The 13,016-nt window shown below is 61.0% G+C and carries 11 protein-coding genes; 5 read left to right on the top strand and 6 right to left on the bottom strand.

What is annotated here, in order from left to right:
- Positions 1-198: 198 nt before the first annotated feature.
- The 5 genes from IE079_RS07210 to IE079_RS07190 are packed head-to-tail and all read right to left on the bottom strand — an operon-like array spanning position 199 to position 4,343.
- Positions 199-474 carry a DUF2160 domain-containing protein gene (locus IE079_RS07210; RefSeq protein ID WP_189574946.1) on the bottom strand — a complete coding sequence of 92 codons (276 nt, stop codon included), beginning with the start codon at positions 472-474 and terminating at the stop codon, positions 199-201.
- A 2-nt stretch (positions 475-476) separates the two neighbouring features.
- Positions 477-1,292, bottom strand: coding sequence for a carbohydrate ABC transporter permease (locus tag IE079_RS07205; protein ID WP_189574944.1), 816 nt, complete (start codon positions 1,290-1,292; stop codon positions 477-479).
- A 3-nt stretch (positions 1,293-1,295) separates the two neighbouring features.
- The gene (locus tag IE079_RS07200) at positions 1,296-2,162 is read right to left on the bottom strand and encodes a carbohydrate ABC transporter permease (RefSeq protein ID WP_189574942.1); all 867 of its coding nucleotides are present in this window, start codon (positions 2,160-2,162) and stop codon (positions 1,296-1,298) included.
- A complete protein-coding gene (locus tag IE079_RS07195; RefSeq protein WP_189574941.1) occupies positions 2,159-3,256 on the bottom strand; it encodes an ABC transporter ATP-binding protein in 1,098 nt (365 codons plus the stop codon). Before IE079_RS07195 ends, IE079_RS07200 begins: the two co-directional genes overlap by 4 nt.
- Positions 3,249-4,343, bottom strand: a complete 1,095-nt coding sequence (locus IE079_RS07190; protein WP_189574939.1) for an ABC transporter ATP-binding protein — start codon at positions 4,341-4,343, stop codon at positions 3,249-3,251. Before IE079_RS07190 ends, IE079_RS07195 begins: the two co-directional genes overlap by 8 nt.
- Before the next feature lie 305 nt (positions 4,344-4,648).
- Here IE079_RS07190 and IE079_RS07185 point away from each other — a divergent pair, with 305 nt between their 5' ends.
- From IE079_RS07185 to IE079_RS07165, 5 genes are all read left to right on the top strand, one after another.
- Positions 4,649-5,419: a DeoR/GlpR family transcriptional regulator gene (locus tag IE079_RS07185; protein ID WP_189574937.1), complete on the top strand. Its 771-nt coding sequence runs from the start codon at positions 4,649-4,651 to the stop codon at positions 5,417-5,419.
- 94 nt (positions 5,420-5,513) lie between these two features.
- Complete coding sequence (gene glpD, locus IE079_RS07180; RefSeq protein WP_189574935.1) at positions 5,514-7,037, top strand: glycerol-3-phosphate dehydrogenase; 1,524 nt, start codon at positions 5,514-5,516, stop codon at positions 7,035-7,037.
- A gap of 116 nt (positions 7,038-7,153) precedes the next feature.
- Positions 7,154-8,188: a lipoyl synthase gene (gene lipA / locus IE079_RS07175; RefSeq protein WP_189574933.1), complete on the top strand. Its 1,035-nt coding sequence runs from the start codon at positions 7,154-7,156 to the stop codon at positions 8,186-8,188.
- A 242-nt stretch (positions 8,189-8,430) separates the two neighbouring features.
- A complete protein-coding gene (locus IE079_RS07170) occupies positions 8,431-9,651 on the top strand; it encodes a methyl-accepting chemotaxis protein (RefSeq protein ID WP_189574931.1) in 1,221 nt (406 codons plus the stop codon).
- Between the two features lie 128 nt (positions 9,652-9,779).
- Positions 9,780-12,287 (top strand): efflux RND transporter permease subunit, encoded by a 2,508-nt coding sequence (locus IE079_RS07165; RefSeq protein WP_189574929.1) that lies wholly within the window; start codon positions 9,780-9,782, stop codon positions 12,285-12,287.
- 72 nt (positions 12,288-12,359) lie between these two features.
- Here IE079_RS07165 and IE079_RS07160 read toward each other — a convergent pair whose 3' ends face one another.
- Positions 12,360-12,803, bottom strand: a complete 444-nt coding sequence (locus IE079_RS07160; protein WP_189574927.1) for a Spy/CpxP family protein refolding chaperone — start codon at positions 12,801-12,803, stop codon at positions 12,360-12,362.
- Between the last annotated feature and the right edge of the window lie 213 nt (positions 12,804-13,016).

Genomic DNA, 13,016 nt, shown 5'->3' with positions numbered 1-13,016 from the left:
GTTTGTTGTTCGTGTAGGCGTCGAGTCAGCAACTGCACACTGACTGCGCTTGTTGCTCATGGCGCGGCCGGGGCCGCGCCGCCGTCTCGGGCTGGTATCGGTGGACAGCGACCTCACCGCCCCATCCCGGGTAGTGCGATTGTCACGATAGGCAGACCCTCCCTGTTCGATGGTTTTTCCGGTAAACATCCCCAAACATCAACCCCACCTCAGCAGAACCAGTCCCCACACAACCGAGACCGCCAGGGCGATCCACAGCGACACCTCACTGACACCCAGGAAGACCAGGTGAATATAGGCGGCGGACAGCAGCCCGATAAACAACCGGTCGCCACGGGTGGTGGCAATGGGCAGGAAACCCTTGCGCTCGACGCAGGGGGACACGATCTCGAACACCGTCATTCCCGCCAGGATGGCGGCGATCACAGCGAAGAAGATGGCAACGGGTTGGGTCCAGTTCATCCAGTCCAGCATGACTACACCCTCCCCAGGGCGAAGCCCCGGGCCACGTGATTGCGCACAAACCACACCACCAGCACGCCGGGCAGGATGGTGAGCACCCCGGCTGCCGCCAGCACACCCCAGTCAATACCGCTGGCACCCATGGTGCGGGTCATGATGGCGGCGATGGGCTGGGCATCCACGGACGTCAGCGTTCTCGCCAGCAGCAGCTCGACCCACGAGAACATGAAGATAAAGAAGGCCGTCACGCCGATGCCAGAGCTGATCATGGGCATGAAGACCTTCACGAAGAAACGGGGAAAGGAGTGGCCGTCAATATAGGCCATCTCGTCGTATTCCCGTGGCACACCCGACATGAACCCCTCCAGGATCCACACCGCCAGGGGCACATTGAACAGGCAGTGGGCCAGGGCCACCGCAATATGGGTGTCGAACAGTCCGATGGACGAATACAGCTGGAAGAACGGCAGCAGGAACACCGCCGGCGGGGCCATGCGGTTGCTCAGCAGCCAGAAGAACAGGTGTTTGTCGCCGATGAACCGGTAGCGACTGAAGGCATAGGCCGCCGGCAGGGCCACCACCAGGGTGATGGCCATGTTCATCACCACGTAGATCATGGAATTGATATAGCCGGAGTACCAGCTGGGGTCGGTGAAGATCACCCGGTAGTTATCCAGGGTGAAGTCGTTGGGCCACAGGGTGAGCCCGCTGAGAATTTCCTGATTGGTCTTGAACGACATGTTCAGCAACCAGTAGATCGGCGTCATCAGCAGGACGATGAACAGGGTAATTCCCAGGCCTCTGGAGCGCGACTTTTCCTGAATCGACATATCCTAGCGCTCCTTGTCCATATGGGTGATCGCGGTAAAGAACAGCCACGACACCAGCAGCACAATCAGGAAGTACACCAGCGAGAAAGCCGCCGCCCGGCCCAGGTCGAACTGCCCCACCGCCATGGTGGTCAGGGTCTGGCTGAGGAAAGTGGTGGAGCTGCCCGGGCCACCGCCGGTAAGCACAAACGGCTCGGTATAGATCATGAAGCTGTCCATGAACCGCAGCAGCACCGCGATCACCAGCACATTACGCAGCCGCGGCAGCTGGATGTAGCGGAACACCGCCCAGCGGGAGGCCCGGTCGATCTCCGCCGCCTGGTAGAAGGCCTCCGGGATGGCCCGCAGGCCCGAATAGCACAGCAGCGCCACCAGGGGCGTCCAGTGCCACACATCCATCAGCAGGACGGTAAACCAGGCTGCCACCGGATCACCGGTATAGTTGTAGCTGAACCCCAGCTCGTTGAGCCCCCAGCCAAACAGGCCGATGTCACCACGGGCGAAGATCTGCCAGATGGTGCCCACCACGTTCCAGGGAATCAGCAGCGGGATGGCCAGCAGAATCAGGCATAGCGATGCCCGGATACCGCCTTTCGGCATCATCAGCGCGACGGCGATACCCAGGGGTATCTCGATGGCCAGTACTGCCGCCGAAAAACCGAACTGTCGCAGCAGCGACTCCTGTAGCCGCTGGTCCCGCAGCACGTCCCGGAACCACTCTGTGCCCACGTAGTAGGCGTTGCCGGGACCGAAAATGTCCTGTACCGAGTAGTTCACCACCGTCATCAGCGGCACCAGGGCGGAGAATGCCACCAGCAGCAGTACCGGAAGCACCAGCCACCAGGCGCGATTGTCGGGAACCTTGCTCATGAAGTCGCCTCCACCAGGTACTCATCGGCGTACAGCTTCAGCCACCGGGTTGGAAAATGCAGGTGCAGGGTCTGGCCCCGGTCCACACGGGCGTCTTCGGACACGCGGATTTTCAGCAGCTGACCTTCCAGCCGGGCGGTCACGATCTGGTAGGTACCCAGGTCTTCCACATCCTCAACCGCGGCCAGATGGGTGCCCTCCCCCGGTTCCGACGCCTCCACGAATTCCGGCCGGATACCCAGCTTGAGGTTATCCGTCTGCAGATCAGCCAGCCGTTGGCGCAAATCATCGGAGAGCGGAATGTCGAGGCCTCCGAAGCACACGCCATCCCCAGAGCGGGTTACCGGCAGCAGGTTCATGCCCGGGCTGCCGATAAAGAAGCCGACAAACGTGTGGTTCGGGTTCTCGAACAGCTCCGTAGGCGTTCCGAACTGAACGATACGCCCCTCGTACATCACCGCGATCTTGTCGGCGAAGGTGGACGCCTCCAGCTGATCATGGGTGACGTAGATCATGGTGATATCGAACTGTTCATGGATCTGCTTCAGCTTGCGGCGCAGCTTCCATTTCAGTTGCGGGTCGATGACCGTCAGCGGTTCGTCGAACAGGATGGCGGTCACGTCTTCCCGTACCAGGCCCCGCCCCATGGACACCTTCTGTTTCTCGTCCGCCGTCAGGTTGCGGGCCTTGCGTTTGAGCAGGCTCTCAAGCTCCAGAACACCGGCGATTTCCTCCACTCGCTCGCGAATGCGGTCCTTTGGCACCTTGCTGTTACGTAGCGGAAACGCCAGGTTGTCGAACACCGTCATGGAGTCGTACACCACCGGGAACTGGAACACCTGGGCGATATTGCGGTCCCGGGGTGAGAGTTCATTGACTCGTTTGCCGTCAAAACGCACCTCACCCTCGGAGGGTGCGAGCAACCCGGAGATAATATTGAGCATGGTGCTTTTGCCGCAGCCTGAGGGGCCCAACAGTGCATAAGCGCCGCCCTTGTGCCAGACATGGTCCAGCTGCCGTATAGCATAGTCCTCAGGCCCGGAGGGATGCCGCTCGTAACTGTGGGCCATGGCGGTCAGGGAGATTTCAGCCATGCGCACCTCCCGTATCCGCCGGGGTGTGGACCAGAGCGCGCTGCTGATCGAAAACAAACAGCCGGTTCATGGGCAGGTAGACCTGGACGCTGTCGCCCGGATGGTGGGAATGGACGCCCAGCTCCTGCAATACCATCTCCAGGGACCGGTTACGAACATGCAGGAAGGTTTCCGAGCCGCTGATTTCCCCCAGTTCAACGTCCATCTCCATGACCAGGTCATCGTCACTGGCCGGGGCCAGACCCACATGGCTGGGGCGAACCCCGAACAGATAGTCCCCTTCGGGCAGGCTTTCCAGTTCACGGGTCAGGCTGTGACCAATGCCTTCATCGAAACTGACGGTTCGCTGGCTGACCCGGCCCGGCATCAGGTTCATGGGCGGTTCACTGAACAGTTCCGCCGCCAGGGTATTCACCGGGCGCCGGTATACCTCCGCCACCGGGCCGTTCTGGATCACCTGGCCCTCATGGAGCAGTGTCGTCGTGCCGCCAAGGGCCAGGGCTTCGTTGGCTTCGGTGGTGGCGTACACGGCAATGCACTGACGTTCCCGGAACAGCTGCCTGAGTTCCGAGCGAAGTTCCTCCCGCAGCTTGTAGTCCAGGTTCACCAGTGGTTCATCGAACAGGATCAGCGTGGCGTCCTTGACCAGGGCGCGGGCCATGGCCGTGCGTTGCTGCTGGCCGCCGGATAGCTCCAACGGGTACCGGGCCAGCAGATTGTCGATACGCAGCATGGCGGCGGTTTCCCGCACCCGCCGGTCGATCTCGGCTTTGTCCATGCGGGCAAGCCGCAGGGGTGACGCGATGTTCTCGTACACCGACAGGTTGGGGTAATTAATGAACTGCTGGTAGATCATCGAGACATTGCGCTTCTGTACGCTCTGCCCCGTGACGTCTTTTCCATTGTAGAGGATGCGGCCTGTGTCGGGCCGGTCGAGCCCGGCCATCAGGCGCATGAGAGAGGTCTTGCCCGCCAGGGTCCGCCCCAGCAGCACGTTGAACGAGCCGGCCTCGAAGGTCAGGTTCGCATCACGGATATAGTCCACGCCATCTACGGCACGGGAGATGTTCTCCAGTTGCAGCGACATCCGGTTTCCTTGTTGTTCTTATGCGGGGCGGACCACCCTCCGCCCGCTGTCCCTTATTCTGGGTTCTGGCTCGGCTTCAGCAAAGGAATCACGCAAAGCCGGTTTTTTTTTTAACACTTAAAAGGTTCTAGTACAGGGTTCGGATGTTCGCAAACAATCAGCGCGACTTTGGCGATTTGTTAACGAAAATCACAGATGCGGCTGACCGGGCTCCGGTTAACACCCTGAATTACCGACTCCTCGTCGCTATTGCGCTATACTCCCGGCGTTTCATGAATTTTCGATGACGAACTTCGGGAGCCCACATGCCACAGCATCACCGGCAGGACCAGATTCTGGAGCTGATCCGCCAACAGGGGTTCGCGACCACGGAGCAGCTGGTGGATCACTTCCGGGTGACCCCCCAGACCATCCGTCGCGACCTGAACGAACTGGCCGGCCAAAACCGGGTACGCCGCCACCACGGTGGCGCAGGTATCGACTCCAGCACCGTCAACACCGCCTACCAGGCCCGCAAGATCATGGAACTGGAGGCCAAGGAACGCATTGCCGCCGCCCTGGTGGCAATGATCCCTGACAATGCGTCACTGTTCATCAACATCGGCACCACCACGGAAACCATCGCCCGGGCGCTGCTGGTCAGGAACAACCTCAAGGTGGTCACCAACAACCTTCATGTGGCCTCGATTCTCTCTGCCCGGGAGGATTTCACCATCATCATTGCCGGTGGCGAGGTGCGAAACCGCGATGGCGGCATCGTCGGCGAGGCCACCCGGGATTTTATCAACCAGTTTCGTATGGATTTCGGCATCATCGGTATCAGCGGTATCCATGGCGACGGCTCGCTGCTGGACTTTGACTATCGGGAGGTGCGTGTGGCCCAGGCGATTATCGGCAACTCGAACCAGGTGCTGCTGGCGGCGGACCACACCAAGTTTGGTCGCAACGCCATGGTCCGGCTGGGCAGCATCAGCCAGGCGAACCACGTCTTCACCGACCAGACCCCGCCCGAGGAAATCTGTCATTTGCTGGCGGAACATGAGGTTGCACTGCACGTGGTGGAGAGCACCGAATAATTTTCGTTTGTTTTCCCTGTTTTCCTTTACGAAGACATCGGCCTTTCCCATACTGGTACCATGACAACGGATCAGCCAGCGGGAGCTCGAACAGATGACCGGAGAAGCGGGGACCTACGACGTTATTGTGGTCGGTGGTGGCGTCAACGGCACCGGCATTGCCATGGACGCCGCGGGCCGGGGCCTGAAAGTACTGCTGTGCGAAATGAACGACCTGGCGTCCGCCACCTCCAGCCGCAGCAGCAAGCTGATCCACGGTGGCCTCCGATACCTGGAACATTACGAATTCCGGCTGGTGCGCCAGGCCCTGGCGGAACGGGAAGCCCTGCTCGCCAATGCACCCCATATCATGTGGCCACTGCGTTTCCGGCTGCCACACCAGCCGCATCTGCGCCCGGCGTGGATGATTCGCGCGGGCCTGTTCCTGTACGACCATCTGGCCAAACGGGAGCGCCTGCCCGGCTCCCGCTCGGTCACCTTTACCTCTGACGATCCCCTGAAGCCGGGAATTACCCGCGGTTTCGAATATTCCGACGGCTGGGTGGACGACGCCCGCCTGGTGGTGCTGACCGCCCGTAAGGCGGAGGATCTGGGGGCAACCATACTGACCCGCACCCGTTGCGTGCGGGCAGAGCGGGGCAGCGACACCTGGCAGGTCACCCTGCAGGATACCTGCACCGGGGACTCCCGCGTGGTTCATACCCGGGCACTGGTCAATGCTGCCGGCCCCTGGGTCAGCAGCCTGTTCGGCTCCACCATGGACCAGCAGCCCCCCCGCATGATCCGCATGGTCAAGGGCAGCCATATCGTGGTGCCCCGGCTCAATCGGGACAGCGAGGCCTATATCCTGCAGAACGAGGACGAGCGCATTGTCTTCGTGATCCCGTACGAGGATCACTTCTCCCTGGTGGGCACCACCGATGTCGACTATGAGGGCAACCCGGCGGAAGCGACCATTTCCGACGAGGAAACCGATTACCTGATGGCCATCGTCAATCACTATTTCCGGCACCAGCTCACGCCAGAGGATGTGGTCTGGTCCTACTCCGGCGTGCGGCCATTGATGGACGACGAGGAAGGCAGCGCACAGAAGGCCTCCCGGGACTATTCCTTCGAAGTGGACGCCCCGGATGGAAAAACACCGCTGCTGTCCGTATTCGGCGGCAAACTCACCACTTTCCGCAAGCTGAGCGAGGCCGCCACGGACCGGTTATGCCAGTTCTTTCCCAGCGCTGGTGGCCACTGGACACGCACCGCTGTGCTTCCCGGTGGTGACTTCGACGACCACCCCCAGCTCCAGGCGGCCCTGCAAAAACGTTATCCGTGGCTGCCGGAGCTGCTGGTCTCGCGCCTGGTGCGCTGTTATGGAACCGACAGTTACCGCCTGCTGGGAGCCAGTGAAAGCCTGGACGACCTGGGCCAGCACTTTCTGGGCACCCTCTACCAGCGGGAAGTTCAGTATCTGGTCCGCCACGAATGGGCGGTAACCGCCGAGGACATTCTCTGGCGCCGCACCAAGCAAGGGCTCTACGCTACCCGGCGGGATGTCGAAACCCTTGACCGCTGGCTGCAAAGCCAGCAGGAACTCACCGGTCTGCGGCATGCCACACCGGGCTGACCGGATACGACCATGGTGGCACCGGGATTTCCCCTATGCCGCTTGTATCCGCAAGTCCATGGCCTTAACCTTGAGACAGAGTCTGATACACCTACCTCAAAGAGACCCCGCTTGCCATGAGCGACAGCGCCAAAACCCGCGTAGTCAGCGGGTCCAAGTTCCGCAACGAACATGGATTCTCCGCCATCAAGGACGGCGTCAAGAAGTCCGCCAGTGCGGATTCAACCGTGCAGCGCAAGCCAAAATGGCTGCGGGCCAAAATGCCCGGTGGCGAACGCTTTGAAGCGGTGAAGCGCAATGTCAGTGAACATCGCCTCAGCACCGTGTGCCAGGAATCCCATTGCCCCAATATCGGTGAATGCTGGAACAACGGTACCGCCACCATCATGGTGATGGGCTCCGTCTGTACCCGGGCCTGCAAGTTCTGCGCGGTCGACACTGGCAACCCGAAAGGCTGGCTGGACCACGAGGAGCCGGAGAACACCGCCAAATCCGTGGAGCTCATGGGCCTGCGCTACATCGTGCTGACATCCGTCGACCGGGATGACCTGGATGACGGCGGTGCCGCCCATTACGCCGCCTGCGTCGCCGCCATCAAACAGCGCACTCCGGAGGTTGCGGTTGAGGCCCTGACACCGGATTTCGATGCGGTCATGCCCCACGTCGAGAAGGTGGTGGACTCCGGGCTCGACGTGTTCGCCCAGAATGTGGAAACCGTGCGACGCCTGACCGGTCGCGTACGCGATCCCCGTGCCGGTTACGACAAGACCCTCAACGTCCTGCAACACGCCAAGCAGCACCGCCCGGATGTGCTGACCAAGACCAGCCTGATGCTGGGCCTGGGCGAAACCGAGGAGGAAGTCCTGGAAACCATGGACGACCTGCTTGCCGTGGGGGTGGATATCCTCACCCTGGGTCAGTACCTGCGCCCCACACCGAATCACCTGCCGGTGGAGCGCTACGTCACCCCGGAGGAATTCAACCGCTACCGGGATATCGGCCTGAAAAAGGGCTTCATGGAAGTCCCCTCCGGCCCCATGGTGCGCTCCAGCTACCGCGCTGACCGTGTGTTCGAGAAGAACAACCTGGGGCTGGCGGTGCCCGCTGTACCCCGGGACACCAGTGCCATTCCGGTACGCCAGGTAGACTGACCCCCCCCTCTTCCGGCAGCGGGCACCTGCCCGCTGCCCTGTTGCCAACATCTTTCCAGGCTGCCCTAAAATTATCCCACCTGCGGCCGATACCCCCTGATGTAAGACATTGTGAAACCTTGCCCCGAACCGGCCCGAAGCAAGCAGGATATGACCGCCAGGTGCTATGTTTACTGGCTGACCCGCTACCATCCGTGCCCGCGCTCCGCCCGGTGGTGATCACACACAACAACAGGTCGCACATGCTGAATCTCCTGAAAAACGCCCGTCTCAAGTACAAGTTCTGGTTGCTGAACATTGTGGTCTTTGTGGTCATGTGCCTGCTGGTGTTCTATGCCATGCACAATACCGCCACCGTGACGGGCCGTTCGTTCATGGACGTTTTCGATGAAACCGCGCCCGGTTATGCCGGCATCGTGGCACTGTTGATGTTGCTGGAGATGGCGGGCTCGCAACTGCTGATTTCCTTTATCGAGCGACACATCAACCGGTTGAAAAAGACCATGGTGTCGGTTCAGACGTCAGGCAATCTCAGCGAGAGGGCGCTGGTGGACTCCACCGACGAAATCGGCGAAATGGCGGAAGCCTTCAATGCCATGCAACAACGCACCGGGGACGTGGTCAGCGGCATGCTGGTAGCCATCAGCCGCCTGCGCGATGAAGTACAGGAACTGACCACCACAGCAGAACGCCGTCGCGACGGGCTGACACGACAGCAGCAAGGGGCCGAGCGCTCGGCCCAGGTGGTGGAAGCCATGTTGCAAAGCTTCTCTGGTATTGCCGAGCAGGCTGGCATCGCCAATACCCTGTCCCATGAGGCCAACCGTGCCGCTGTTGACGGCAGTACCCGGGTGGCGCGCAGCGCGGAGTCCATAAAAACCCTGTCCGGCGCCATAGAGAGTTCCGCCGGCTCGGTGCAGGCGTTGTCCAACAACAGTCAGGAAATCCGTCAGGCAGTATCCGAGATCAAGGGTATCGCCGAACAGACCAATCTGCTGGCCCTGAACGCCGCCATCGAAGCCGCCCGCGCCGGTGAGCAAGGCCGTGGCTTCGCCGTGGTTGCCGATGAGGTGCGCAAACTGGCCCAGCGGGTACAGGACTCCACCGACCAGATCCAGGGCACCATCGACCGTTTGCTGGACGCCATGGCCAGCGCCGTGGACCAGATGACCACCAGCTCGGAGGACGCCACCCGCTGTGTCAGCGAGGCCATGGAAGGACAGCAGGCGCTGGAGGATATCAAGGGCATGGTCAGCCGCATCGATCATACCAATGAGGAAATCGCCAGCGTGTCCGCCGAGCAGACCGCCGGCACCGATGCGGTACTGGCCGATGTCCGGGGCATTCGCGAGACCACCGAGAGCATGGTGCGGGAGCTGGCCGCCAGTGCCGAAATGAGCCAGCGCCTGAAGCAGCTGATCGATTCGCTGGAGGAGGTTTCCCGGCAAGTCAGTGTGCGCTGACCCGATTCACCACCGGGCGCAAGGGTGAATAGCCCGGACGATACGGTTATTTAACGCTATTTTTCACAATTTCCGCACCACTGTGGCAGACTTCCCGGATTCTTACTGCAACGGAGACTGCCCTTTCCATGCGTTCCCTGTATCGGCTGTATCACCAGCTCGTCCTGACCCGCCCGTGGCTCATGCTGGCGCTGTTTGCCATCGTGCTGATTATCGCCAGCCTGAAGCTGAACCAGCTCCGCCTGGACGCCTCCGCCGAATCCCTGGTACTGGAGAACGACAGCTCCCTGGAGGACTACCGTACCGTCAACCAGCGCTTCGGGGCCTCCGACGACTTTCTGGTGGTCACCTACTCACCCGATGGTGACCTGTTCACCCGGGGCGCCATCGACACCCTCCGCGGCCTGCGTGATGACCTGGCGGGTCTGGAGCCGGTGGGCTCCACCAACAGCATTCTCAATGTGCCCCTGCTACACAGCCCGGACCTGACCCTGGACACTGTGGAGTCGGAAATCCTGACCCTGGACGACAATGACGTTCCCCTGGAGCGTGCGCGGAAATCCCTGCTGTCCAACCCGCTCTACCCCAACATGCTGATCAGCGAGGATGCCGGCACCACCGCCATACAGGTCAACCTGCCGACGCCACAGGAGTACTTTGACCTGCTGTTCCGCCGCAACGAGTTGCGGGAACAGGAACGTGCCGGCGAGCTGAACAACGAGCAGGCGGCAGAGCTGGAGCAGGTCTCCGCCGAGTTCACCACCCTGCTGGAACGACTGGAAACCGAACGCGCGCACACCATCGCCGATGTCCGCGGCATCCTCGATCAGTATCGCGACCGGGCGGAGATTCACCTGGGCGGTGTGCCCATGATTGCCTCTGACATGATCCGCTTTATCCAGAATGATCTGTCCACCTTCGGTATCGGGGTGCTGATCTTCCTGCTGCTGACTCTGATCGTGATCTTCCGGCGCTGGCAGTGGGTGGTGGTGCCCATCCTGTGCTGTGGCTTTACGGTGTGGCTGGTGGCCGGCTATCTGGGCTGGATGCAGTGGCCGGTCACGGTGATTTCCTCCAACTTCGTGTCTCTGCTGCTGATCATGACCCTGTCGCTGACCATCCACCTGATCGTGCGCTACCGGGAGTATCAGCAGGATTTCCCGGACCATGATCCGAAGCAGCACCTGCGGGACACCCTGGCGGCCATGGTCAAACCCTGCTTCTTTATGGCCCTGACCACCATGGTGGCCTTCGGTTCCCTCACGTTCAGTGGCATCCGCCCGGTGATCGACTTTGGCTGGATGATGACCCTGGGGCTGGCCCTGGCCTTTGCCATCAGCTTCCTGATCTTCCCGGTACTGGTCTCCCTGCTGCCGGAACCTGCCCCTCGCAAGCCTGACGCCGGCCGCCTGCCGGTTACCGACGCGTTCGCCCGCTTCACTGAACGTTTCGGTGGCACCGTTCTGATTGGTTCAGTGGTACTGGCGGCGCTGTGTGTGGCCGGCATGTCACGTCTGTCGGTGGAAAACAGCTTTATCGACTATTTCAAATCCGACACCGAGATCCACCAGGGCATGCTGGTCATTGACCGCAAGCTGGGTGGCACCACCCCGCTGGATATTGTGATCACCGACCTGCAGCGGCCCGATGACACCGAGTCAGACCCTTTCGTCAGCGATTGCGACCCCTTCGTGGACGATTGCGAGGGCGGCGACCTGCGCGATACCTGGTTCACCTGGCAGAAGCTGCAACGCCTGGAGCAGGTGCACTCCTACCTGGACAGCCTGCCCGCAACCGGCAAGGTACAGTCCATCACCACCACCCTTCGCCTGCTGGCCGACGTGAACGGCGGAGAGCCACTGGACGCCATGGAGGTGGCCTTTGTGCCGGCGTTCCTGCCCGATGACCTGAAGCCCATCCTGTTGACGCCCTATATCAACGAGGAGCATGAGCAGGCCCGCATCAGCGTTCGTCTGATCGATTCGCTGCCCGACCTGCAACGGGATGCCCTGCTGAAGGAAATCCGCGGTCACCTGACCGACGAGCTGGGCTTCAAGGAGGAACAATTGCTGTTCACTGGTATGACGGTGATGTACAACAACATGCTGCAAAGCCTGTTTGACTCCCAGATCCGCACCCTGGGCATCGTCTTCCTGGCCATTGCGGTAATGTTCATGGTGCTGTTCCGCTCCCTCGGGCTGGCCCTGATCGGCCTTGCACCCAACCTGCTGGCTGCCGGCTCGGTGCTGGGGCTGATGGGCTGGCTGGGCATTCCCCTGGACATGATGACCATCACCGTGGCGGCCATCACCGTGGGTATTGCCGTGGACGACACCATCCACTACATCCACCGTTTCCGGGAGGAGTTTGACAAGGACCGGGACTATATCGCCACCATGCACCGTTGCCACCAGAGCATCGGCCGGGCCATGTCCTACACCACGCTGACCATCATCATCGGCTTCTCCATCCTGGTGCTGTCCAACTTCCTGCCCACGATCTACTTCGGGCTGTTCACCGGCTTTGCCATGTTCATGGCGCTGATGGGAGCGCTGACACTGCTGCCGCGGCTGATACTGATGGTGAAGCCCTTCGGCCCCGGGGAAATCGCTGACACGGCCGGCAACCAGCCATAAAAAAACCGCCTGTCCCCGGTCAGGACAGGCGGTTTCTTGCAGACCTCCGGGGCTGACCCCGGACCGGCCCTGTTACTGCATTTGCTGCTGTTGCATCTGACGCTGCTGCATCTGTTGCTGCTGTTGTTGCATCTGCTGCATGCGCTGTTCCAGGGTCTCGCGCTGCTCTTCGGTGAACACGCTGTCGATGCGCGCCTGCATCAGGGTGGACAGAGCGGTCATTTCGCCGTTCAGCTCACCCAGGCGCTCCGCGTCGTTACGAATGACGCCTTCATCATAGTCCGGGCCGATCTGATCCTGCAGCCTCTGCTGGACTTGCTGCGCTTCTGCCTGAAGCTCCTGCAGTTCGGCCTGGGTCTCTTCGATAATGCCACGGATCTCGGCTTGCTGATCATCGTTGAGGCCAACCATCTGGGCCAACTGGGAAACCTGGTCCTGCTGTTGTCCCTGTGCCGCGGCGAAACCCGCAAACGTCAGTGCAATCAGGGCTACGGCGAAGTTGCGAATAAATGTCATGTATATCTCCATGGTAACGTTCTTTGTCAGATTCGATGTCGCATCGGAACACGCTCACCCTAAAGAAATCAACCGTGGAAATCACGCGCCTACCCCCGCAATCGGCGACACGTTGAACCCGAACAAGGCCTGAGGCCGCGCCACAGAGGCATTTCAGAGGAATGTGAAAAATTCTTTATTCCCCGCCATAATGGCGCACTGTCACACTCCCAA

Source organism: Marinobacter zhanjiangensis (assembly GCF_014651935.1).
In the GTDB taxonomy this organism is placed as follows: Bacteria; Pseudomonadota; Gammaproteobacteria; order Pseudomonadales; family Oleiphilaceae; genus Marinobacter; species Marinobacter zhanjiangensis.
This window is presented reverse-complemented; position numbering and strand designations above follow the sequence as displayed.